The organism is Kitasatospora sp. NPDC015121 (assembly GCF_055562955.1).
This window is the reverse complement of record NZ_JBVHEH010000005.1, coordinates 353,216-373,906: the sequence shown is the minus strand read 5'-3', so window position 1 is coordinate 373,906 and position 20,691 is coordinate 353,216. Positions and strand designations below refer to the sequence as shown.

Sequence of the window (20,691 nt, the reverse complement as noted above, 5' to 3'; positions counted from 1 at the left end):
CGGTCAGCCGCCGTGGGCGGCTTGCCCCGGCGGGTGGAAGCAGGCGGTGACGGTCTTGCCGTGCTCGTCGGCGTGGGCCCGCCAGTCGTCCGCGAGGGCGTCCACCAGGGCCATGCCGCGGCCGGAGGTGGCCCTCGGTCCGGCTTCACGGGGGCGGGGCAGCTGCGGCGAGCCGTCGTGGACGCTGACGTACAGGCAGGAGCCGTCCCAGGTGAGGACGAGGTGGGCGTCGGTGTGAGCGTGCAGGTGGGCGTTGGTGAGGAGCTCGGAGACGGTGACGAGCACGTCGTCGACCGTCCCGGCGGCATCCTCGGTCCAGCCGAGCTCCTCAAGGTGGCGGCGGGCCCACAAACGGCCGGCCCGCACGCCGCTGGAGAGGGGCAGCGCGCGGGCCCAGCCCACCGCCTTCACCGCTCCGCCGGGCCCGTCCCCGGTCGGGGGACGGGACGGCGCGGAGGTGTCGTCGGTGGATGCGTCGGGTCGGTCAGGCATGCCGGTGGTGGTGACGGTTGCCGGTGACCAGCCGGTAGAGGGCGAGGAGGATGACCGAGCCGATGATCGCGGCGATCCAGGTCGAGAGGTCGAAGAAGCCGTCGATGGAGTCGACGCCGAAGATCACCTTGCCGAGCCAGCCGCCGAGCAGGCCGCCCGCGATGCCGATGAGCGCCGTGATGATGATGCCGCCCGGGTCCTTGCCCGGCATCAGCGCCTTGGCGATGGCACCCGCGATCAGGCCGATCAGTATCCAAGCGAGGATGCTCATGTGGTGCTCCTTCTCTGCTACGAGCGCTGCCGTTGACGGCATTCGTCTTCGCCGTGGCGGGGTTTTCAAACCGCCTGGCGCCGAATTCCGGCAACCGCTCGTGCCCGGCCGCTCCGCCGGGGGGCACCCGGCCCGGACGACCGGCGCCGGACGGCCCGCGGCGAAGACGGCGAGCAGCAGGGACGACGGACGGCTCGCGGCGGGCGGCAGGGACCACGAAGACGAAGGGCGGCCGCGCGGCGGAGCGCATGCCGAGAGGAGGCCCGGGAGACCGCACGCCTCCGGGCGGAACGGCGCGGCCCTGCCGCCCGGACGGAACAGGGCGGGGACCGTCACGTCGCCCGTGACCCCGGTCGGGGGCGCGGGACGCGCGTCGCGGAGCGCGTCAGGGCGTGCGCGGGCGCCGCCTGCCGGGGCGCGGGCCGTTCCGGTGGTCCGGGCCTCCGGCGGGCGTGGGCGGGCGCTCGCGGGTCAGAGGGTGAACATCCCGCGGTAGGGCTCGGCGATGCGCTCCTGTCGTGTTCCGAAGTCGACCAGGACCGCGCTGTCGCCCTCGACGTCGAGGACCCGGCCGAGGCCGTAGGCGTCGTGGGTGACGCGGTCGCCGACGGCGAAGTGCTTGCGGGGCGCTTCGGGCTTGGCCTTGAAGGGGCTGGTGGGCAGGTGCCGGCGGACTGCTTCAGGCTTTTTCATCCAGTCCAGTATGCGCCGTGGAGCCCGGGTGGCGCCTCTTTCTGACGGCCCGAATTCCGGGTGCCCGATATGCCGGATGTGTCGAACGGCACTCCCGGCGGGGGCCGGGGCCCGGCGGGGCCGGGCCGGTGCGGCCGGCCGGGCCAACCGCCGGGGGTAGTGGGGCGGTTGGCGCGCGGGTCGGGGCCGGGCCCCCGGCGCGCGGACGGGCTCCGTCGAAACCGGGACGGAAACCTCCCCCCACCGGGGGCCCGGGGCTGCTACAGTCGAAGAAGTTGCGGTAGTGGTTCCCATGAACTTTGTGTGCGCCCGCTGATGTATCGCGGGCGCATTTTCTGTTTTCCCGGTCGCTTTCCGGGCGGGTGCTCATCACGGTGACTCGGTGCTCGTATCGTGCGGGTTCCGGAAGGTCCCTTGAAGGAGATTTTTTACATGGCTAATGGCACCGTGAAGTGGTTCAACGCGGAAAAGGGCTTCGGCTTCATCGAGCAGGAGGGTGGCGGTCCGGACGTGTTCGCCCACTACTCGAACATCAACGCCAGCGGCTTCCGCGAGCTGCTCGAGGGCCAGAAGGTCGAGTTCGACGTCACGCAGGGCCAGAAGGGCCCGCAGGCCGAGAACATTCGCCCGCTGTAGTTCCCGTCTGCCACGGCGACAGCCTGGCAGTGAAAGGCCCGTACCGCGCACTTGGTGCCCGGTGCGGGCCTTTCGGCGTTGCGGGCGCGCCCGCTCGGGGAATGCCGATCACCACCTTGCCGACCAAACGGTCTTCACCGACTACGCCGCCATGACCCCCCGGCTCCAGGCGGCGGGCCTGCTGACCGCGAGGGTGGTGGCGGTTAGGGGATCCATCGCGGCGGCCGACGGCCAGGACCCGGACGATCGGGACGTCCGGTCGTCAGCAGCTCCCGCTGGGGGCGCGCGGCGAAGCGCGTGACGTGGCCCATCGGACGTCAGTCATCCTCGCCATCTCCTCCTAGGCCCGCGGCCTCGTCGGCGAGCCCGTTCAGCCACGCCTCCTCGGCGGCGTCCGCCCTTCGGCGGAGGCGCTGGTGCTCCTCGATGTCGATCACCACGGCCTCCTGCCTGCCGCACCTGGTGATGATCGCCGGGATCTCCTCGCGGCGCGCCCGGTCGATGACGTCGGCGAGGTGGCTGCGGGCCCCGGCCATGGACTCGATCACGGGCTCACGCCTGTCACCGAGGCAGCGGAGGTGGCAAGTGAAACAGATGTACTCCAAGGCGCCCCGAGCCGACTGCGGCCTCGCCGGCGCGGTGGCGCTCCCGGTCTAGCCGGCGTGTCCGGAGGCCAGTTGGTCGCGGAAGGTCGGGCATTCGACGATGTCCGGCTTGCCGCAGCGCAGGGCGTGGGTGAGGAGTCGTTCGGCGTGGTCGAGGTCGGCCCGGCGGCGGTCGATCTCGGCGAGCTTGGCGCGGATCATCGCCTGCCGGTGCGGCTGCTCGCGCTGGAACTCGGCGACCTCGGCCAGGCTCAGGCCGGCCCGCTGGAAGGTGCGGAGCAGGACGATCCGCTCGGCGGCCTGCGGCGGGTAGCGGCGCTGGCCGCCCTGGCGTTCGGGGGCGGGCAGCAGGCCGTGGCGCTCCCAGAACCGGATCGCGGACGCGGGGACGCCGGTGGTGGCGGCGAGCTGGCCGATGGTCAGGCGCACGGGACGCTCCTCCCGGGGACGGTGCTTGACTTGAACCCTAGTTCAAGTCGCAGAGTTGCCGTCAGCTGCGGCGGAGGCGAACCGGCCTCCGCCACGAGGGAGTTGGAGGCTTCGGATGACAGGGACGGCGAGCCGGCCGGACGGGACGGTCGAGGCGGCGGACGGGCTGGTCGAGGCGGCGCGGGAGCTCTTCGCGGCGGGGGTGATGTCGCACTCCGGGCACGCCAACCTGAGCGCCCGGATCGACGGCGACCGCTTCCTGCTGACCCCGGGGTACGTCCGAGACCTGGCGGCCGACCAGTTGGCGACCGTCGGCCTCGACGGGCGGCTGCTGGACGGCGAACTGCGGTCGGTCAGCGCCGAGATCACCACCATGCACAGCGCCGTCTACCGGGCCCGCCCGCAGGTCGGCGCGATCGTCCACACCCACTCGCCCGCCGCGACCGCCTTCGCGGTGGCCCACCGGCCGCTGCCCTGCCGGACCGAGCCGATGCTGCGCTTCGGGCAGCCCGAGGAGGTGCCGGTGGTGCCCTGGGGGCCGCGCGGGTCGGACGTGTCGGTGCGGGGCATCGCGGACGTGCTGGAGCGGCGTCCGACCACCTCGGCCGTGCTGCTGGCCAACCACGGGCTGCTGGTGTTCGGTCCGGACCCGGCGGCCGCCTGGCGGCTCGTGGTGGCGATCGAGGAGAGCGCCGAGGCCGAGCTGGCCGCCGCCGCGATCGGCGGGGCCGTGGACTTCCCGCCGGGTGCGCTGGCGGACGTCCGGGCCTCGATCGCCCGGGTCGCGTCGTGACGGGCACCGCGGCCGCCGCGGAGGACACGGCGGACACGGCGGACACGGCGAGCACGACCGGCACGGAGGGCGCCGAACGAGCCGAGGCGTTGCGGGAGCGCTACCGGGCGACGCTCGGCGCCGTCCCGCCCGGCGTGGAGGACCGGCTGCGGGTGGCGCTGGCCCTGGGACGGCTGCCCACCGAGGAGGCGTTCACCGCGCTGCGCCACGTCGTGCTGGCCGACAGCCCGCTCGGCGGGCGGGTGCAGCAGCTGGTCCACTTCGGGCAGCTGCTGGCGCTCGGCCGGGCCGAGCCCGCCCGGATCCACGCCCGGGGCGCACTGCACGCGGGCGCCTCGCTCACCGACCTGATCGGGGTCGCGGAGACCGCGCTGATCACCTCGGGCACGCCGTCCTACGCGCTCGGCCTGGAGATCGTCGTCGAGCTCCTGCCGGACGGGAACGGCTGAGAGGCCGCCCGCTCGCCGTGCCGAGCGGGCGGGGAGGCCGGAGGATGGCAGGGTCCGGTATCCCCGTCGGGTCAGGAGGGTTCCCGTGAAGGAGCTCGAGTTCACGCAGAAGCGGACGCTGTCGCGGTCCGAGGCCGCCGACCAGCTGGAGGCGCTCGCGGCCGCGATCAGGCGGGGCGGGCAGGCCGAGCTGGAGCTCGGGCCGGGGAAGCTGACCGTGCGCATCCCCGACGAGCTGCGGACCGAGATCGAGGTCGAGCTGGACGGCGACGAGATCGAGCTGGAGATCGAGATGTCGTGGCGCACGGGGCAGCCGGAGGGGTCCGGGGCGGCGGCGGACTGAGCGGAACGGCGGGCCTGAGCGGGCCCGAGCGGACCCGAGCCGGCCCGTCCTTGCATTAGGCAGCGTGTGCAATTATTGTCGATGCAAGTAAGGGGCGCCTGCATCGACTGCGGGCGTCCGCGCCACCCGGCGGGCCCGGCCCCGTTCCGCGCCTCCCCGCGCCCGGGCCGCCGCCCGCCGGCCGCTCCACGAAGGCACCGCCATGACCCTCAAGAACCTCCTCCCCGGCAAGCTCGGCTTCGGCACCGCCCCGCTCGGCAACATGTTCCGGGCGATCCCCGACGAGCAGGCCCGCGCCACCGTCGAGGCCGCCTGGGACGCGGGCGTCCGCTACTACGACACCGCCCCGCTGTACGGCGCCGGGCTCGCCGAGGAGCGCCTGGGCCAGGTGCTCTCCGGCAAGCCGCGCGACTCGTACGTGCTGTCCACCAAGGTCGGCCGGGTGGTCCTGGACGAGCACGCCACCGCCGCCCACGAACTCGGCGAGAAGGGCGGGCTGTTCGAGCACGGCAATCCGAACCGGATCCTGCACGAGTGGACCGCCGACGCCACCGAGCGCTCGATCGAGGGCAGCCTGAAGCGGCTCGGCACCGACCGCCTGGACATCGTCTGGGTGCACGACATCGCCCAGGACTTCCACGGCGACGCCTGGCTCGCGACGTTCGAGGAGGCCCGCACCGGCGCCTTCCGGGTGCTGTCCCGGCTGCGCGAGGAGGGCGTCATCAAGGCCTGGGGCCTCGGCGTCAACCGGACCGAGCCGATCGAACTGACCCTCGCGCTGGACGAGCCCCGGCCCGACGGCTTCCTGCTGGCCGGCCGCTACACCCTGCTCGACCACGAGCACGCCCTCGGCCGCCTGCTGCCGATGGCCGCCGAGCACGGCGCCGAGATGGTCGTCGGCGGGCCCTACAGCTCCGGCGTGCTGGCCGGCGGCACCCACTTCGAGTACCAGCAGGCCCCGGCCGAGGTCATCGAGAAGGTCGCCCGGCTGAAGGCCCTCGCCGACCGGCACGGCGTCAGCGTCAAGGCCGCCGCCCTGCAGTTCTCGCTCGCCCACCCGGTCGCCGCCGCCGCCGTCCCCGGCGCGACCCGGCCCAGCCGGATCGCCGAGGACACCGCCGCGCTGGACGAGGCCGTGCCCGCCGCGTTCTGGCACGACCTGCGCGCCGCCGCCCTGGTCAGCCCCGCCGCCCCGCTGCCCGCCGGCGCCTGAACCCCGATCCGGAAGGACACCGCCATGGCCTCCACCTCCGTCAGCCGCACCGTCCCCGCCACCCCCGACCGGGTCTGGGCCCTCGTCGGCGGCTTCGACTCGCTGCCCGACTGGCTGCCGTACGTCCCCGAGAGCACCACCCGCGAAGGCGGCCGGGTGCGCCGGCTCGCCAACACCGGCGGCGAGGTCATCGTCGAGCGGCTGGTCGACTTCAACGAAGCCGAGCGGCAGTACAGCTACGCCATCCTGCAGGCCCCGTTCCCGGTCGACGGGTACGTCTCGACGCTCCGGGTGCACGCCGTGCCGGGACGCGACGACCTCGCCGAGGTGCAGTGGTCCGGCCGGTTCGAGCCGGTCGGCGGCGCCACCGAACGGGAGGTCGTCGAGCTGTTCACCGGCATCTACACCGACGGCCTGGACGCCCTGCACCGGACGCTGGCCGACTGACCCGGCGCCGACCGGCCGAGCGTCCCGCCCGGCGGCGGCCTGCCACGCCGCACCGGCACGCCGCCGCCGTCGCCGTCGCCGTCGCCGTCGCCGTCGCCGTCGCCGTCGGCCTGACGCCGCACCCCCGGGCTACCGCCGCCGCCCGGGGGTGCGCGAGACTCGGGGGCACCTCCCGCAGCGGGCCCGGGCCGGAGGCGGACGGCCAGGAGGCGAGCGGTGGCGGACGGCACGGTCACGGACGGCGTGGTCACGGAGCGGGCGGCGATACCCGCGCGGCGGGCGGCGGGGCGGTCGGGGCGGGGGCGGCGGCTGGGGGTGCTGGTGGCTGCGCTGGTGCTGCTGGTGCTGCCGCCGTGGTGGACGCTGCTCGCGGCCGGAACGGGGTGGCCGCTGCCGGTAGTGCTGGTGGGGACGGGGGTGCTGGTGGCCTGGGCGATGGGGTTCCCGTTCCTGATGCTCGCGGGGCACCGGCCGGGTTCGCGCGACGACCGGGCGGCGCGGGTCGCGGACACCAGCCTCGGCGTGGTCTGGGTGCTGTGGACCTGCTCGGTGCTGGGGGCCGTCGCGGACGGGCTGCTGGCCGGGTTCGGGGTCGGCGGCGCGGGGCGGGCCCGGCTGGTCGCGCTGGCCGTGCTGGTGGCGGCGGCCGTCCTGCTGGGCTGGGGGCACCACGAGGCGATGCGGGTGCCCCGGGTGCGGCGGCTGGACGTCCGCCTGCCGCGTCTGGGCCGCGGCCTGGACGGCATCCGGGTCGTCCTGCTGGCCGACACCCACTACGGTCCGATCGACCGGGCGGCCTGGTCGGCGCGGGTCACCGAGCTGGTCAACGCGCTGGACGCGGACGTGGTGGTGCACGCCGGCGACATCGCGGACGGCACGCCCGAGCGGCGCCGCGCGCAGTCCGCGCCGCTCGGCGAGGTGCGGGCCGCGCTGGCCCGGGTGTACGTGACCGGCAACCACGAGTACGGCAGCGAGGCCCAGGGCTGGCTGGACCGGATGGCCGAGCTGGGCTGGGACGCGCTGCACAACCGCCACCTGCTGGTGGAGCGCGGCGGCGACACCCTGGTGCTGGCGGGCGTGGACGACGTCACCGCCGAGTCCTCCGGCCTGGCCGGGCACCGCGCCGACCTGGCCGCCGCGCTGGCCGGCGCCGACCCGGAGCTGCCGGTGCTGCTGGTCGCCCACCAGCCCAAGTACGTGGCCCGGGCCGTCGAGGCCGGGATCGACCTGCAGCTCTCCGGACACACCCACGGCGGCCAGATCTGGCCGTTCCGCCACCTGGTCCGGCTGGACCAGCCGACGGTGCGGGGCCTGAGCCGGCACGGCGGGCGGACCCAGCTCTACACCAGCGGCGGCACCGGCTTCTGGGGCCCGCCGTTCCGGGTGTTCGCGCCGAGCGAGGTCACCGTGCTGACGCTGCGCGCGGGCGGCCCGGCGGGTCAGTAGCGGGCCCAGCCGGGGACCCAGGCGTCCGGGACGGCCGGTTCGGCGGCGGCCGCCAGGTGGGCCAGCAGGGCGGGCAGCGCGGGGTGCGGGTTGTCCCGGTGGCGCAGCAGCGAGTGCGGGTAGACCGGGACGGGGTCGGTGACCGGGACGCGGCGCAGCCCGTACGAGGTGGGCCAGACCAGGCGGGTGTCCTCGCCCATGAAGGTGGCCAGGGCCGGGGTGTCGGCGACGGTGTCGAGCAGGGCGTCGGAGCCGAAGTTGGGGCCGGTCGACTCGATGGTGAGGCCGAACTCGGCGGCCAGCGCGTCGTAGTAGGCGCCCCACTCGCTGCCGGGGCGGATGCCGGGCATCCAGATCCGGTGGCCGGCGAGTTCGGCGAGCGGCACCGAGCGGGCGGCGGCCAGCGCGTGGCCGGGGCCGGTGAGCAGGTCGAGGCGCTCGGCGGTGACGGGGGTGGCGGTGAGGTCGTCGGGCAGCGGGCGGCCGGGCATCGCGACGGCCCGGAAGGAGGCGTCGAGGGTGCCGGTGCGGAGTGCGGCGACGGCGTCCTCGATGTCCACCAGCATCACGATGTCCAACTCGACGCCGGGGTGGGCGCGGTGGAAGGAGCGCATCAGCCGGGCCGCCGCGCCGCGCGAGTTGAGCACGTCGACGCGGAGCGGCCGGCCGCCGGGGCGGACCGAGGCGGCGGCCCGGTCGGCGACCCTCAGCAGTTCGCGGGCGTGCGGCAGGAAGGCCTGGCCGTCGACGGTGGGTTCGACGCCGCGCGGGGTGCGGGTGAACAGCCGGGCGCCGAGGTCGCGCTCCAGGCCCGCGACGCGCTTGGAGACGGCCTGCTGGGTGATCGCCAGGTCGGTGGCGGCCTTCTGGAACTGGCCCGACTCGGCGACGGCGACGTAGGTGCGTACGGCTTCGAGGTCCATGGCGGCCACCCTACTGAACAACTCCTGGTTGTAACCAGGGCGGGTAGATGTTGTGCGGCCTGGGTAAACAACGAGGGAGAGACAACTGTTCTTTGTGGAGCAATCGGTCCGCTCCGGTTGGCCCGAACCCGCCCCCGGGCACCCGGCGTTCCGACGGGCAGCGGCGGCGATTCAGCCCGCGTACACGCCGTTTCCATGTCCGGTCGCCAGAGTTCCGGCCCGTGCCCACCTCACACTCGCGTGTCGGCGTCGCCTCCGCGTGCGCCCTCTCCCTCGCCTTCTCCGGCCTGCTCGCCACCGGGCTGCTCGCCGCCCCGGCCGCCTCGGCCGCCGACCCGGTCGGCTACCAGAACGTGCGCGTCAACGAGGTCACCTCGTCGGGCGGCGACACCGTCGAGCTGTACAACGGCGGCTCGACCGCCGTGAGCGTCAGCGGCTGGAAGATGGCCGACGACGGCTTCTCGCCGCAGTCCTTCAGCCCGTCCGCGAGCAGCATCCCGGCCGGCGGCTTCGTCACCTTCAACTCGCCCAAGGGGCTGGGGGACTCGGACAAGCTGGTGATCTACACCGCCGGCGGCACCGTGGTCGACCGGGTCGACTGGGCCGCCGACAGGGCCAAGCCCGCGATGGCGCGCTGCGGCGGCGACGGCACCGGCGCCTGGGTGACCGCCACCACCGCCACCTTCGGCTCGGCGAACGCCGCCGGCTGCCCGGCGAGCCTCCCGGCCGTCGGCCGGGTCGTCGTCAACGAGGTCGGTTCGGACGGCTCCGACACCGTCGAGCTGTACAACGGCGGCACCGGCGCGGTCGGCATCGGCTCCTGGAAGTACGCCGACGGCGACCCCTCGCACGTCCCGGCCTCGCTCTCCTCCGCCGCGCCGAGCGCGACCAGCATCCCGGCCGGCGGCTACGTCACCTTCAACTCGGCCATCGGCCTGGGCGGCAACGACTCGCTGTTCCTGCTCGACGGCAGCGGCACCACCGTCGACTCGGTGACCTGGGCCGCCGCCGGCGCCTCCCCCTCCGACGAGCGCTGCGCCTCCGGCTTCCGGACCTCCGCGAACGCCACCTTCGGCGCCGTGAACTCCTGCGTCGGCAGCACTCCCGGCGGCGGGACCGGCGGTGGCACCGGGCACCTGCTCGGCGGTGGCGGCGCGCTCACCGGCGGCTGCGCCCCCGAGGCCCCGGGCGGCACCGGCTCCGCCCCCGCCGGCACCCGGTCCTGGCCCGGCGGCCTCGACGTGACGATCGCCGACCGCGTCTGCGCGTTCACCACCTCCACCGGCCCCGAGGGCCGCGACCTCAGCGGTCTGGCCTTCGACCCGGCCGACCCGTCGGTGCTGTGGGCCGCGAAGAACAAGAACTGGCTGTACAAGCTGGTCAAGAGCAACGGCACCTGGGTCCCGGACGCCACCTGGAGCGCCACCGGCAAGCAGATCCGCTTCGCGGGCGGCACCGGCCAGCCCGACGCCGAGGGCCTGACCGTCGGCGGCAACGGCCACGTCTACGTGACCTCCGAGCGCGACAACGCCGACAACACCGTGCCGAAGGACACCGTGATGGAGTTCGACCCGGCCGTCACCGGCAGCGTCCTCACCCCGGTCCGCCAGTGGGACATGACCGCGCAGTTCCCGCAGCTGAACACCGGCAGCAAGGACGACGCCAACCTCGGCTTCGAGGGCGTCGGCTTCGTCCCGGACAGCTGGCTGACCGCGAACGGCTGGATCGACCCGCTGACCGGCGCCGCCTACGACCCGGCGGACTACCCGCTGCACGGCGACGGCCTGTTCTTCGCCGGCCTGGAGTACGACGGCACCCTGCACGTCTACGGCCTCGACTCGGACGGCGGCTTCACCACCTTCGGCACCGTCTCCACCGGCAAGCCGGGCGTGATGGACGTGACCTACGACGCCGGCACCCAGCGGATCGTCGCCACCTGCGACAACACCTGCGGCGAGACCCACACCTTCCTGAAGGTCGACGCCTCCGGCGCGATCGTCCCGGACGTCACCTACACCAACCCGGCCGTCATGCCGGTCGACAACCTGGAGGGCTTCGCCCTCGCACCGGTCTCCACCTGCGCCGGCGGCTTCCGCGAGGCGGTCTGGAGCGACGACGGCGTCCACGGCTTCGGCGCCGGCACCTCCTCGTACGGGCACGCCCTGTACAGCGGCACCTTCCCCTGCTGAACCGGGGCGAGGCGACCGGGCCCCGACCGCATCCCGCGGTCGGGGCCCCGCCGTCTCACCGCCGGGCCACGTAGTACACGTTGAGGACGTCGCCCTCGACCCGGCGGGCGTCCACCCGGCCGAAGCCCGCCTCGGCGAGCATCCGGCGGGCGGTCTGCTCGCCCCAGACCGTGCCCAGGCCCTCGCCGCCCTCGCCGAGCGAGACGCTCAGGCAGTAGAACACCGAGAAGGCGTAGAGCGCCGGGCAGAGCGGGTGGCCGATGTTCTCCTCCAGCCGGCTGGAGGCGGCGATGTCGCCCATCAGGAAGACGCCGTCCGGGCGCAGCGCGGCGGCGACCGCGGCCAGCGTGCGGGTCGGGCGGGCCAGGTCGTGGATCACGTCGAAGGCGGTCACCAGGTCGTAGGAGCCGGTCAGTTCGGCGCTGTCGCCGACCCGGAAATCCGCGTTCGGCAGGCCGCGGCCGGCGGCCTCGGCGCGGGCCGCGGCGACGCCCTCCGCCGAGCGGTCCAGGCCGAGGAAGCGGCTGGCGGGGAACGCCTCGGCCAGCACGTTGACCGCGTGGCCCTGCCCGCAGCCGATGTCGACGGCGTCGGCGCCGGCCCGCAGCCGCTCCGCCAGGCCGGGGACGAGCGGCACGATCCCGTGCACCAGCGCGAGGTCGTACACCTCGCCGGACTCCTCCGCCTGTAGCGCCTGGAACCTCGGGTAGGCCTCGTAGGGCACCCCGGCGCCGGTCCGGAAGGCCTCCACCACCCGCTGCTCGACCTCGGCCAGCATGCCGAGGTCCTGGGCGATCCGGGCCAGGTTGTCCGGCCCGGCGGCCCGGGTCAGCGAGGCGGCGTGCTCGGGCGGCAGCCGGTACGTCGCGCGGCCGGGGTCGTAGTCGACCACGCCGCCGGTCACCATCGCGCCCAGCCACTCCCGGACGTAGCGCTCGTTCAGCCCGGCGGCCCGTGCGACCTCGGCGGCGGTGGCCGGTTCCAGTCCGGCCATGGTGTCGAACAGGCCGCTCTCGTGCCCGACACCGGCCATCAACCCCAGGCAGGCGTCGTTCAGCACCTGCAGCATCCGGCCCGCGAACGCCTCCTGCTTCGCCAGGTCCGGTTCCACGGCGAGAGCCATCACTCCTCCTTCCGCCACCGGAGCGGCGGCCGGCGGCCGGCGGGGTCCCGCGACCGCGTCGCGGCCCGCGCCCGCGGCCGGCGATCCGGTGAGCTGGGCGGCTCCCCTCACCCGCCACGCTAGTCCTCCGCCTGCCGACCGCCCTGTTGGCCGGGTCCGGGCGCGGAGCGGTGGTCGGCCGCCCGGACGGCCGGCCCCCGGTCGGCTCGTCCCGGCTCGCTAGGCTGGCGGCGTGACCACGACTTTCAGCGAGCCGTTCCTCCACGTCGCCGAGCAGCACGCCGCCTGGGGCGCCGAGCAGGTGGAGGCCCTGGGCCGGGTGCTGCCGGACGCGCCGTGGACCGCCGACCTGGAGCAGTGCGCCTACCGGAGCGGCGACCTGACCCTGCGGGTCGGACTGCTGGGGACGTTCGACCCCTCTGCGCGGTCGTGGCTGTGGGGCTGGGCCAACCCGGGCTTCGCCGGGACGCCGGTGACGGCCGCCGCCGCCCGGGTCGCCGAGTTCGGACGGGCGCACGGCGTACCGGAGTTGGCGGAGCCGGAGGTCGACCTGGCCGACTTCGCGGACCCCCGGCACGCGGCCGAGGCGCTGGCCTTCACCGGCATGGGCGTGCTCGGCGCGCCGGGCTACATCGGGCAGTCGGCCGGGCCGGAGACCCGGGTGTACTTCGTGCCGCAGGACCCGGCCCTCCCGCCGGCGCCGCTCGACCCGGTCACCGTGCCCCGGATGCTGCTGACCGGCGCCGGGCTGTTCGGGCGCGACGCCCGCGTCGTGGTGCGCGGCTACTTCGGCCGGCACGGCGCGCCCGTGGCCGAGGCGCCGGACGCGATCACCGCGCGGCTGACGGGCGGGCACACCGTCCGGGTGGCGTTCGACCCGCAAGGCCGGATCGCCTCCGTCGACGGCACGCTCGGCGGCAACTGACCGTCCGGGCGGAGGCGTTCAGCCTTCTTCGGGCTCCGGCGCGGGTTTGGCGGAGAGCACCTCGCGCGCCTGTTCGGCGGCGCGCAGCAGCATCTCGGAGAGGTGGTCGAGGAACCGGGCGACGTTCTCCAGCCGCTCCCCGGCGGGGGTGCCCGGGCCGAGCACCGAGACGCCCTGCCGGGCGGTGGCGGCGACCGCGGCGTTGGAGTGCGCGCTGGCCACCGCGGACTGGTACCAGATCCCCTCGTCCACCAGGTAGCGCTCGCGGCGGCGGTCGTCGCGCTCCCGGCGGATCATCGCCTGCTCGTCCAGGAAGGCCACCGCCTTGGAGACCGAGGCCGGGCTGACCCCGAGCCGTCCGGCCAGCTCGGTCGCGGTCAGCGTGCCGGAGTCGGTGAGCATCAGCGCGGCCAGCACCCGGGCGGGCATCCGGCTCATGCCGGAGTGCATGAAGACCGTGGCGATCGTCTCCTCGAAGGCGTCCACGGCGGCGGGGTCGCGCCCGTCGTCCGGCTGCCCGGCGCGGCGCGGGTCGCGGGCCGGGGCGGCGGCCCGGCGGTGGGCGCGGTGCTCGGTGGCGCGGTGGGCGAGGTCGGCCCGGTAGCCGGTGGGGCCGCCGTTGCGCATGACCTCGCGGGTGACGGTGGAGGTCGGGCGGTCGAGCCGGCGGGCGATCTCCGCGTAGGCGAGGTCGTCGGCCAGGCCCAGGGCGATCTGCTGGCGTTCCTGCTGGGTGAGCCTGCCTCCCGGCATCGGGCCCTCCTTCTGCGCTGCGTGTCGTTGCCGCGCCCAGCATAGCGTTCACTCTCATTCCATTGCAACGGGTACTTCTCCTGACGTTGCGTTATCCCCAGGATCATTGCAACGATTTTCCTACTCTGAGCTGCGTAAACGCGCTTCGATTGCAACAAGCTTGTTGCCCGATCCTTGAACGCAACGTAGCGTTTCCAACGTCAGAAACGAAGCGCCAAGGACACCGAGGAGTACCCCGTGCAGCAGTTCGCCACCCCCGCCCCGATCACCGTCGTCCTGGACGTCCCGGCCGGCCCGGTCCGGTTCATCGCCGCCGACCGCGCCGACACCGTGGTCGAGCTCGGCCCCGCCGACCCGTCGAAGAGCCGGGACGCCAAGGCCGTCGAGCAGACCGGGGTGACCTTCGCCGAGGGCGTGCTGCGGATCGTCACCGACACCGCCGCGCGGCGTCCGCTCGGCCCGACCGGCGCCCTGGAGGTCACCGTCCGGCTGCCCGCCGGCTCGACCGTCGAAGCGAAGGGCGCCGACGCCCGGCTGCGGGGCGTGGGCAGGCTCGGCGACGTCTCCTTCGAGAGCGCCCGGGGCGCCGTGAAGCTCGACGAGGCGTCCGCCGCCCGCCTCACCCTGCAGGACGGCAGCATCGAGGTCGGCCGCCTCACCGGGCCCGCCGAGATCAGCACCCAGCGCGGCGACATCACCGTCGCCGAGGCGGTGCGCGGCGCGCTCGACCTGTCCACCACGTCCGGCTCGATCTCGGTCGGCGTGGCCCGCGGCACCTCCGCCGCGCTGGACGCCGGCACCGGCCACGGCCGCGTCCACAACGCCCTGCGCAACGCCGACGACGTCCCCGCGGTCACCATCCGCGCCACCACCGCGCACGGCGACATCTCCGCCCGCACGGTCTGACCGTCCGTCACCGCGCCGCACCCGCACCGCCGCACACCCCACCACCCCCACACCCACCCGAGGGAGCTCCCCATGACCGGCCTGGCCATCGCGGCGAACGGGCTGCGCAAGTCCTACGGCGACAAGACCGTGCTGGACGGCGTCGACCTCGCCGTCCCCACCGGCACCGTCTTCGCCCTGCTCGGCCCGAACGGCGCGGGCAAGACCACCGCCGTCAAGATCCTCTCCACCCTGGTGCGCCCCGACGCCGGGCAGGTCACCGTCGGCGGCCACGACCTGGCCACCGCACCCCAGCGGGTGCGGGCCGCGATCGGCGTCACCGGCCAGTTCTCCGCCGTCGACGGCCTGATCACCGGCACCGAGAACATGCTGCTGATGGCCGACCTGCACCACCTGCCCAAGGCCGAGGGCCGCCGGGTCGCCGCCGAACTGCTGGCCCGCTTCGACCTCACCGACGCCGCCGACAAGCCCGCCTCCACCTACTCCGGCGGCATGAAGCGACGCCTCGACATCGCCATGACCCTGGTCGGCGACCCGCGCATCATCTTCCTCGACGAGCCCACCACCGGGCTCGACCCGCGCAGCCGCCACGGCATGTGGCAGATCATCCGGCAGCTGGTCGCCGACGGCACCACCGTCCTCCTCACCACCCAGTACCTGGAGGAGGCCGACGAGCTCGCCGACACCATCGCCGTCCTGCACGACGGCACCATCGCCGCCCAGGGCACCGCCGAGGAACTCAAGCGCCTCGTCCCCGGCGGACACGTCCGGCTCCGCTTCACCGACCCCGACGCCTACCGCGCCGCCGCCCGCGCCCTGCCCGAAGCCGCCCGCGACGACGCCGCCCTCACCCTCGCCGCCCCCAGCGACGGCAGCCAGCGCGCCCTGCGCTCCGTCCTGGACCGCCTCGACGCGGCCGGCGCCGAAGCCGACGAGCTCACCGTCCACACCCCCGACCTCGACGACGTCTTCTTCGCCCTCACCGGCAACCCCGCCGTCCCCGCCCAGACCACCCCCGCCGGCACCGCTTCCGTTGAGGAGAACGCCCGATGAGCAGCCCGCTCGCCCTCGCCGTCCGCGACTCGGCCACCATGCTGCGGCGCAACCTGCTGCACGCCCGCCGCTACCCCTCCCTCACCCTGAACCTGCTGCTCACCCCGGTGATGCTGCTCCTGCTGTTCGTCTACGTCTTCGGCGGCGCGATGAGCGGCGGCCTGGGCCGCTCCGCCTACATCGCCTACCTGGTCCCCGGCATCCTGCTGATGACCATCGGCTCCACCGTCGTCGGCACCGCCGTCTCGATGGCCACCGACATGAACGAGGGCATCGTCGCCCGCTTCCGCACCATGGCCATCCACCGCGGTTCGGTCCTGCTGGGCCGGGTGGCCGGCAGCGTCCTGCAGTCGGTGGCCAGCGTGCTGCTGGTCGGCGCCGTCGGCCTCGCCATCGGCTTCCGCACCCACGACGCCACCGTCCTGGAGTGGCTGGCCGCCCTCGGCCTGCTCGCCCTGTTCTCCCTCGCCCTGACCTGGGTCGCCGTCGGCATGGGCCTGGGCAGCCCCAACGCGGAGGCCGCCAGCAACGCCGCGCTCCCGCTGATCCTGCTGCCGCTGATCTCCAGCGCCTTCGTCCCGCTGCACTCGATGCCCGGCTGGTTCCAGCCCGTCGCCCAGTACCAGCCCTTCACCCCCGCCATCGAGACCCTGCGCGGCCTGCTGCTGGGCACCCACATCGGCAACAACTGGTGGATCGCCCTGCTGTGGTGCACCGCCCTCACCGTCCTCGGCTACCGCTGGTCCCGCGCCCAGTTCGACCGCGACCCGAAGTAGCCCGCCCCTCCCCTCCCAGCTCCGCCCCGGCCCTTTCGACGGCACGTCACACCGCGACTCGGACACCACGGGTGTCCGGCGGAGCGGGGGCGGCGAACCGTCGAAAGGGCCGTACCGCGTGGGCGGTCCTCGGACCCGCGGGTGCCACCGAGGCCGAGGGGGCGGCGCGTGCGCTCCGTGGGGGCGTCGGACGGGGAGACTCACCGTCGGGGGGAGCCGGAGCGCCGGCCGGCCCCGGATCAGCGGGCGGCGGCCCCCCGGGTCCAGACCGGGTCGAGGACGAGCGCGGTGAGCTGCCGGCCGTCCAACGCGGGCGGCCCGGCGTACAGCTCGGTGCCGCGGCCGGGCAGCGGGACGGTCCCCGACTCGGCGATGACCAGCGTGCCGTCGGTGCGGTGGAGGGCCGCCTGCCAGACCTGCTGGCCGCCCGCCGCCACGGGCGGGAGGGAGAGCACGAGGGTGCTGCCGTCCGGCTGCGCGGTGACGCTGCAGCCCTGGGTGTCGCAGGTGGCCGGTGCCCGGCGGGCGTCCCCGCCCGGGCCGCGTTCGACGGTGAGCTGCACGGTGCCGGTCCTCGCCCCCCGGGCGATGGTGTACCCGGCGCCGATCCGGTCGCCGCCGAGCAGGTCGGGCGGACCGCCGTGCTCGGCGGCCCGCTTCTTCCGCTCCTCGATGAGCTGCCTGTCGAGCGGGCTCGGGTCGGCGTCCCGGCCGTCGAGCACGAACGGCTCGCCGTCCGCCCGGTAGCCCTGCGGGAGGCGGTTCCCGAGCAGCGCGGCGATCTCCTTCCCACTGGACGGCCCCGGGCTGACCGCGCCGCCGGGTGTCCCGGAGGCGGTGGCGGACGCGGTGCCCCCGCCGGCCGGAGCCGCGACGGTCGCCGTCGGCCCGCCCGCGAGGGCGGCCCCGCCGAACACCGCGACGGCGGCGACGGCGGCGACGCCGCCCGTGAGGGCGGCCGTGCGCAGTCCCCGGCGGCGGCGGCCCCGGTGCACCAGCTCGGTGAGCGGGGCGGGCCCGGCGGGACCGTGCCGGTCGGCCAGGTCCCGCAGGGCGCGGGACATCTCCCGGTGCTCGGTGTCGTTCATCGGTGGGCACTCTCCTGCTTCTTCGAGTGGTTCTTCGAGTGGTTCCCCGCCCGGCGCCCGGACGGGTCCTCGTCCCCGGTCGGGTTCCGGGCCAGGACGACGCGCAGCCGGGCCATCGCCCGGGAGTGCTGGCTCTTGACGGTGCCGACCGAGCACCCGAGGACTTCGGCGGCGGCCTTCTCCGTCAGGTCCTCGAAGTGCCGCAGCACGACCACCGCCCGCTGCCTGGCCGGGAGTTCGCGCAGCGCGCGGTACAGCTCGTCCGCGTCCTCCGTCCCCGCCGCACCGTCGGAGGGCCCGTCCGGCGGTTCGGCGGTGAGCAGTTCCCGGCGGCGGCGCCGCCACCAGCTGATGTGGTTGTTGACCAGCATCCGCCGCAGGTAGGCGTGCGGGTCGTCGGTCCGCATCCGCCGCCAGCGCACGTACAGCTTGACCAGGCAGTCCTGGAGCAGCTCCTCGCCCCGGTGGCGGTCGCCCGTGATCAGCGTCGCGGTGCGCAGGTGCCGGGGCCAGGCGGTCACGACGAAGTCCGCGTAGGCGTCGTCCTCGGTTTCTCGGCTCACACCGACCAGACGCCCGGGCCCCGGGGAAAGGTTGTCAGCCGCCGCACCGCTCCGTCCCCGGCGGGCGGCGACCCCGTGCGCGGGGCGCCGCCGCCCCGGAGCCGGCCCGGGGTCCGCTCCGGGCCGGGTCAGGGTCCGCCCCGGATGTCGCGGCACCGCCCGGACGGAAGACTTCCCGACGTCAGGGACCAGTGGGAACAACGGGGTTGAGGAGTACGGCGATGCGCGCGAGGACGATGGGGCGCCGGCTGGCGGGGACGACCGCGATCGGTGCGCTGGTGGTGGCGCTGGCCGCCGGGACGGCCGGTGCCGCGCCGGTCGCGGGCCACCGGGCCGGGCCGGACGCGGCCGCGCTGCGGGCCTCGATCGCGGGCCTGCCCGACGCGGACGTCACCAGCGCCGTGGTGCTGGTCGACGGTGACGGCGGCCGCTGGAGCGGCACCTCCGGCACCGGCGACCCGGCAACCGGCCGGCCGGTGAAGGCGGACGGGCGGTTCCGGATCGGCAGCATCTCCAAGGTGTTCACCGCCGCCGTGCTGCTGCAGCTGGCCGCCGAGCACCGGATCGACCTGGACGGCACCGTCCAGCGGTACCTGCCCGACGCCCTCCCGGCGGGCTACCCGCCGGTGACGGTCCGCCAGTTGCTCAACCACACCAGCGGCCTGCCCGGCGGCGACGGCCTGGCCGCCCCGGACGGCAGCACCGACGACGGCGAGGCCGCCTGGTTCGCCGCGCACGCCGCCGACCGCTGGACGCCCCGGCAGGTGCTCGACACGCTGGCCGGGCAGCCGGCCCGGTTCGCCCCGGGCACCGCCCAGCAGTACAACGGCGTCAACTACTTCCTGGCGGGCCTGCTGGTCGAGCGGGTCAGCGGCCGGAGCTTCGAGCAGGAGGTCACCGAGCGGGTGCTGCGCCCGCTGGGCCTGCGCCACACCTCGGTGCCGGCCGCCGACGACACCGCCCTGCCGAACCCGACCGCGCACGCGGTCCTCGCCGTGCCCCGGCCCGGCGGCGGCACCGACCTGGTGGACGTCACCCGGCAGAGCCCGTGGCCGTGGGCCGAGGGCGGCATGGTCTCCACCGCGCCCGACCTGGACCGCTTCCTGTCCGCGCTGCTGCGCGGCGAGCTGCTGCCGCCCGCCCAGCAGGCCGAGCTGTTCGCCGTCCCGGACGTGCCGAACTTCCGCAACAAGAACTGCGACGTCGGCCCGACGGCCGGCCGGGCCTGCTTCAGCACCGGCCTGATGCGCTTCACCCCGGCGCCCGGCATCGAGCTGTGGGGCAAGACCGGCAGCCGCCCGGGCTACACCAGCGCGGTGTTCGCCACCCGGGACGCCTCCCGCGAGCTGGTGTACTCCTTCACCCCGACCTCCCGCCAGGGCGCCTCGTTCCCCACCCAGTACCGGGTCGCCGCCGCCGCGTTCGGCCTGCCCGCGCTCTGAGCCGGCACCCGTCGCCGGACCGAACGCCGGGGGCCCGCACCGCGGTTCGCGGTGCGGGCCCCCGGCGTTCGGTCCCGCCGTCCGGGCCGGACGGCCGGTCCGGCGTCAGCTCGCGGCGAGCAGCTCCAGGGTGTCGATCACCCGGTTGGAGAAGCCCCACTCGTTGTCGTACCAGGCGACCACCTTGATGTGGCGGCCGTCGACCCGGGTGAGCTCCGAGTCGAAGATCGAGGACGCCGGGTTGCCGGTGATGTCGGAGGAGACCAGCGGGTCCTCCGAGTACTCCAGCACGCCCGCCAGCTTGCCGGCCGCGGCCTCGCGGTAGGCGGCGAGCACCTCCTCGCGGGTGACGTCGCGGGCGACGACGGTGTTCAGCTCGACGATCGAGCCGACCGGCACCGGCACCCGGATCGAGTCGCCGGACAGCTTGCCGTCCAGCTGCGGCAGCACCAGGCCGATCGCCTTGGCGGCGCCGGTGGTGGTCGGGACGATGTTGACGGCGGCGGCGCGGGCCCGGCGCGGGTCGCGGTGCGGGCCGTCCTGGAGGTTCTGCTCCTGGGTGTAGGCGTGCACCGTGGTCATGAACCCGTGCTCGATGCCGGCCAGTTCGTCGAGGACGGCGGCCAGCGGGGCGAGCGCGTTGGTGGTGCAGGACGCGTTGGAGACGACGGTGTGCGCGGCCGGGTCGTACGCCCCGGTGTTGACGCCGTACGCGAGCGTGACGTCGGCGCCGTCGGACGGGGCGGAGACCAGGACCCTCTTCGCGCCGGCCGCCAGGTGGGCGCGGGCGGCCTCGGCGGAGGTGAACCGGCCGGTGGCCTCCAGCACGATGTCGACGCCCAGCTCGGCCCAGGGCAGGTCGGCCGGGTTCCGCTCGGCGAGGACCTTGATCCGGCGGCCGTCGACCACCAGGGTGTCGCCCTCGACGGTGACCGGGCGGCCGAGCCGGCCCGAGGTGGTGTCGTAGGCGAGCAGCCGGCCGAGCGCGGTGGGCTCGGTCAGGTCGTTGACGGCGACGACCTCCAGCTTGCTGTCGCGCTCCAGCAGGGCGCGCAGCACGTTGCGGCCGATCCGGCCGAATCCGTTGACGGCGATGCGGGTCATGGGTGGTGCCCTTCTCTGCGGCTCTTCTG

At 74.9% G+C, this 20,691-nt stretch carries 24 protein-coding genes; 13 read left to right on the top strand and 11 right to left on the bottom strand.

Annotated elements, in window-relative coordinates; all coding sequences use genetic code 11:
* Positions 1-3: 3 nt before the first annotated feature.
* The 3 genes from ACZ3J7_RS09840 to ACZ3J7_RS09830 form a co-directional block, all read right to left on the bottom strand.
* A complete protein-coding gene (locus ACZ3J7_RS09840) occupies positions 4-492 on the bottom strand; it encodes an ATP-binding protein (RefSeq protein WP_465618639.1) in 489 nt (162 codons plus the stop codon).
* Positions 485-763 carry a GlsB/YeaQ/YmgE family stress response membrane protein gene (locus ACZ3J7_RS09835; RefSeq protein ID WP_465618637.1) on the bottom strand — a complete coding sequence of 93 codons (279 nt, stop codon included), beginning with the start codon at positions 761-763 and terminating at the stop codon, positions 485-487. The genes ACZ3J7_RS09840 and ACZ3J7_RS09835 overlap by 8 nt, the downstream gene beginning before the upstream one ends.
* A 471-nt stretch (positions 764-1,234) precedes the next feature.
* On the bottom strand, positions 1,235-1,456 hold the full coding sequence (locus ACZ3J7_RS09830) for a hypothetical protein (RefSeq protein ID WP_465618635.1): 222 nt from the start codon (positions 1,454-1,456) through the stop codon (positions 1,235-1,237).
* A 432-nt stretch (positions 1,457-1,888) separates the two neighbouring features.
* On the opposite strand from ACZ3J7_RS09830, the gene ACZ3J7_RS09825 reads away from it, so the two are divergent.
* Positions 1,889-2,092, top strand: a complete 204-nt coding sequence (locus tag ACZ3J7_RS09825) for a cold-shock protein (protein ID WP_030916923.1) — start codon at positions 1,889-1,891, stop codon at positions 2,090-2,092.
* A 317-nt stretch (positions 2,093-2,409) separates the two neighbouring features.
* Here ACZ3J7_RS09825 and ACZ3J7_RS09820 read toward each other — a convergent pair whose 3' ends face one another.
* On the bottom strand, positions 2,410-2,640 hold the full coding sequence (locus ACZ3J7_RS09820; RefSeq protein WP_465618633.1) for a type II toxin-antitoxin system Phd/YefM family antitoxin: 231 nt from the start codon (positions 2,638-2,640) through the stop codon (positions 2,410-2,412).
* Positions 2,641-2,745: 105 nt separating this feature from the next.
* On the bottom strand, positions 2,746-3,126 hold the full coding sequence (locus ACZ3J7_RS09815; protein ID WP_465618631.1) for a MerR family transcriptional regulator: 381 nt from the start codon (positions 3,124-3,126) through the stop codon (positions 2,746-2,748).
* Between the two features lie 115 nt (positions 3,127-3,241).
* Between ACZ3J7_RS09815 and ACZ3J7_RS09810 the strand changes: the two genes are divergently transcribed.
* The 6 genes from ACZ3J7_RS09810 (at position 3,242) to ACZ3J7_RS09785 (ending at position 7,817) form a co-directional block, all read left to right on the top strand.
* Positions 3,242-3,919 carry a class II aldolase/adducin family protein gene (locus ACZ3J7_RS09810; protein WP_465618629.1) on the top strand — a complete coding sequence of 226 codons (678 nt, stop codon included), beginning with the start codon at positions 3,242-3,244 and terminating at the stop codon, positions 3,917-3,919.
* Positions 3,916-4,368, top strand: coding sequence for a carboxymuconolactone decarboxylase family protein (locus ACZ3J7_RS09805; protein WP_465618627.1), 453 nt, complete (start codon positions 3,916-3,918; stop codon positions 4,366-4,368). The genes ACZ3J7_RS09810 and ACZ3J7_RS09805 overlap by 4 nt, the downstream gene beginning before the upstream one ends.
* An 85-nt stretch (positions 4,369-4,453) precedes the next feature.
* Complete coding sequence (locus ACZ3J7_RS09800) at positions 4,454-4,711, top strand: amphi-Trp domain-containing protein (protein WP_465618625.1); 258 nt, start codon at positions 4,454-4,456, stop codon at positions 4,709-4,711.
* Positions 4,712-4,913: 202 nt separating this feature from the next.
* On the top strand, positions 4,914-5,924 hold the full coding sequence (locus ACZ3J7_RS09795; RefSeq protein ID WP_465618623.1) for an aldo/keto reductase: 1,011 nt from the start codon (positions 4,914-4,916) through the stop codon (positions 5,922-5,924).
* A gap of 24 nt (positions 5,925-5,948) precedes the next feature.
* Entirely contained in the window at positions 5,949-6,371 is a 423-nt protein-coding gene (locus ACZ3J7_RS09790; RefSeq protein ID WP_465618622.1) for an SRPBCC family protein, read from the top strand.
* A 216-nt stretch (positions 6,372-6,587) separates the two neighbouring features.
* Positions 6,588-7,817: a metallophosphoesterase gene (locus ACZ3J7_RS09785; protein ID WP_465618620.1), complete on the top strand. Its 1,230-nt coding sequence runs from the start codon at positions 6,588-6,590 to the stop codon at positions 7,815-7,817.
* On the opposite strand, the gene ACZ3J7_RS09780 is transcribed toward ACZ3J7_RS09785, so the two are convergent.
* On the bottom strand, positions 7,811-8,740 hold the full coding sequence (locus ACZ3J7_RS09780) for a LysR family transcriptional regulator (RefSeq protein WP_465618619.1): 930 nt from the start codon (positions 8,738-8,740) through the stop codon (positions 7,811-7,813). The genes ACZ3J7_RS09785 and ACZ3J7_RS09780 overlap by 7 nt on opposite strands.
* Before the next feature lie 221 nt (positions 8,741-8,961).
* Between ACZ3J7_RS09780 and ACZ3J7_RS09775 the strand changes: the two genes are divergently transcribed.
* Positions 8,962-10,929: a lamin tail domain-containing protein gene (locus ACZ3J7_RS09775; RefSeq protein ID WP_465618617.1), complete on the top strand. Its 1,968-nt coding sequence runs from the start codon at positions 8,962-8,964 to the stop codon at positions 10,927-10,929.
* A 55-nt stretch (positions 10,930-10,984) separates the two neighbouring features.
* On the opposite strand, the gene ACZ3J7_RS09770 is transcribed toward ACZ3J7_RS09775, so the two are convergent.
* A complete protein-coding gene (locus ACZ3J7_RS09770) occupies positions 10,985-12,052 on the bottom strand; it encodes a class I SAM-dependent methyltransferase (RefSeq protein ID WP_465618615.1) in 1,068 nt (355 codons plus the stop codon).
* Positions 12,053-12,284: 232 nt separating this feature from the next.
* Here ACZ3J7_RS09770 and ACZ3J7_RS09765 point away from each other — a divergent pair, with 232 nt between their 5' ends.
* On the top strand, positions 12,285-12,977 hold the full coding sequence (locus tag ACZ3J7_RS09765; protein ID WP_465618613.1) for a DUF6882 domain-containing protein: 693 nt from the start codon (positions 12,285-12,287) through the stop codon (positions 12,975-12,977).
* Positions 12,978-12,995: 18 nt separating this feature from the next.
* Here the strand turns inward: ACZ3J7_RS09765 and ACZ3J7_RS09760 are convergent, their stop codons facing one another.
* Complete coding sequence (locus ACZ3J7_RS09760) at positions 12,996-13,730, bottom strand: helix-turn-helix domain-containing protein (protein ID WP_465618611.1); 735 nt, start codon at positions 13,728-13,730, stop codon at positions 12,996-12,998.
* A gap of 237 nt (positions 13,731-13,967) precedes the next feature.
* On the opposite strand from ACZ3J7_RS09760, the gene ACZ3J7_RS09755 reads away from it, so the two are divergent.
* The 3 genes from ACZ3J7_RS09755 (at position 13,968) to ACZ3J7_RS09745 (ending at position 16,465) form a co-directional block, all read left to right on the top strand.
* Positions 13,968-14,636 (top strand): DUF4097 family beta strand repeat-containing protein, encoded by a 669-nt coding sequence (locus ACZ3J7_RS09755; RefSeq protein WP_465618609.1) that lies wholly within the window; start codon positions 13,968-13,970, stop codon positions 14,634-14,636.
* Positions 14,637-14,708: 72 nt separating this feature from the next.
* Positions 14,709-15,689, top strand: coding sequence for an ATP-binding cassette domain-containing protein (locus ACZ3J7_RS09750; protein ID WP_465618607.1), 981 nt, complete (start codon positions 14,709-14,711; stop codon positions 15,687-15,689).
* On the top strand, positions 15,686-16,465 hold the full coding sequence (locus ACZ3J7_RS09745; RefSeq protein WP_465618605.1) for an ABC transporter permease: 780 nt from the start codon (positions 15,686-15,688) through the stop codon (positions 16,463-16,465). The genes ACZ3J7_RS09750 and ACZ3J7_RS09745 overlap by 4 nt, the downstream gene beginning before the upstream one ends.
* Before the next feature lie 239 nt (positions 16,466-16,704).
* Here ACZ3J7_RS09745 and ACZ3J7_RS09740 read toward each other — a convergent pair whose 3' ends face one another.
* Entirely contained in the window at positions 16,705-17,553 is an 849-nt protein-coding gene (locus tag ACZ3J7_RS09740; RefSeq protein ID WP_465618603.1) for a hypothetical protein, read from the bottom strand.
* A complete protein-coding gene (locus ACZ3J7_RS09735) occupies positions 17,550-18,116 on the bottom strand; it encodes a SigE family RNA polymerase sigma factor (RefSeq protein ID WP_465618601.1) in 567 nt (188 codons plus the stop codon). The genes ACZ3J7_RS09740 and ACZ3J7_RS09735 overlap by 4 nt, the downstream gene beginning before the upstream one ends.
* 221 nt (positions 18,117-18,337) lie before the next feature.
* Between ACZ3J7_RS09735 and ACZ3J7_RS09730 the strand changes: the two genes are divergently transcribed.
* Complete coding sequence (locus ACZ3J7_RS09730) at positions 18,338-19,558, top strand: serine hydrolase domain-containing protein (protein WP_465618599.1); 1,221 nt, start codon at positions 18,338-18,340, stop codon at positions 19,556-19,558.
* A 105-nt stretch (positions 19,559-19,663) separates the two neighbouring features.
* Here the strand turns inward: ACZ3J7_RS09730 and gap are convergent, their stop codons facing one another.
* Complete coding sequence (gap, locus tag ACZ3J7_RS09725) at positions 19,664-20,662, bottom strand: type I glyceraldehyde-3-phosphate dehydrogenase (protein ID WP_465618598.1); 999 nt, start codon at positions 20,660-20,662, stop codon at positions 19,664-19,666.
* Between the last annotated feature and the right edge of the window lie 29 nt (positions 20,663-20,691).

What these genes read in the sequence shown, in the direction of transcription:
- ACZ3J7_RS09840 (WP_465618639.1), bottom strand. Translation starts at nt 492, where the DNA reads ATGCCTGACCGACCCGACGCATCCACCGACGACACCTCCGCGCCGTCC.
- ACZ3J7_RS09835 (WP_465618637.1), bottom strand. Translation starts at nt 763, where the DNA reads ATGAGCATCCTCGCTTGGATACTGATCGGCCTGATCGCGGGTGCCATC.
- ACZ3J7_RS09830 (WP_465618635.1), bottom strand. Translation starts at nt 1,456, where the DNA reads ATGAAAAAGCCTGAAGCAGTCCGCCGGCACCTGCCCACCAGCCCCTTC.
- ACZ3J7_RS09825 (WP_030916923.1), top strand. Translation starts at nt 1,889, where the DNA reads ATGGCTAATGGCACCGTGAAGTGGTTCAACGCGGAAAAGGGCTTCGGC.
- ACZ3J7_RS09810 (WP_465618629.1), top strand. Translation starts at nt 3,242, where the DNA reads ATGACAGGGACGGCGAGCCGGCCGGACGGGACGGTCGAGGCGGCGGAC.
- ACZ3J7_RS09795 (WP_465618623.1), top strand. Translation starts at nt 4,914, where the DNA reads ATGACCCTCAAGAACCTCCTCCCCGGCAAGCTCGGCTTCGGCACCGCC.
- ACZ3J7_RS09790 (WP_465618622.1), top strand. Translation starts at nt 5,949, where the DNA reads ATGGCCTCCACCTCCGTCAGCCGCACCGTCCCCGCCACCCCCGACCGG.
- ACZ3J7_RS09780 (WP_465618619.1), bottom strand. Translation starts at nt 8,740, where the DNA reads ATGGACCTCGAAGCCGTACGCACCTACGTCGCCGTCGCCGAGTCGGGC.
- ACZ3J7_RS09770 (WP_465618615.1), bottom strand. Translation starts at nt 12,052, where the DNA reads ATGGCTCTCGCCGTGGAACCGGACCTGGCGAAGCAGGAGGCGTTCGCG.
- ACZ3J7_RS09760 (WP_465618611.1), bottom strand. Translation starts at nt 13,730, where the DNA reads ATGCCGGGAGGCAGGCTCACCCAGCAGGAACGCCAGCAGATCGCCCTG.
- ACZ3J7_RS09750 (WP_465618607.1), top strand. Translation starts at nt 14,709, where the DNA reads ATGACCGGCCTGGCCATCGCGGCGAACGGGCTGCGCAAGTCCTACGGC.
- ACZ3J7_RS09745 (WP_465618605.1), top strand. Translation starts at nt 15,686, where the DNA reads ATGAGCAGCCCGCTCGCCCTCGCCGTCCGCGACTCGGCCACCATGCTG.
- ACZ3J7_RS09740 (WP_465618603.1), bottom strand. Translation starts at nt 17,553, where the DNA reads ATGAACGACACCGAGCACCGGGAGATGTCCCGCGCCCTGCGGGACCTG.
- ACZ3J7_RS09730 (WP_465618599.1), top strand. Translation starts at nt 18,338, where the DNA reads ATGCGCGCGAGGACGATGGGGCGCCGGCTGGCGGGGACGACCGCGATC.
- gap (WP_465618598.1), bottom strand. Translation starts at nt 20,662, where the DNA reads ATGACCCGCATCGCCGTCAACGGATTCGGCCGGATCGGCCGCAACGTG.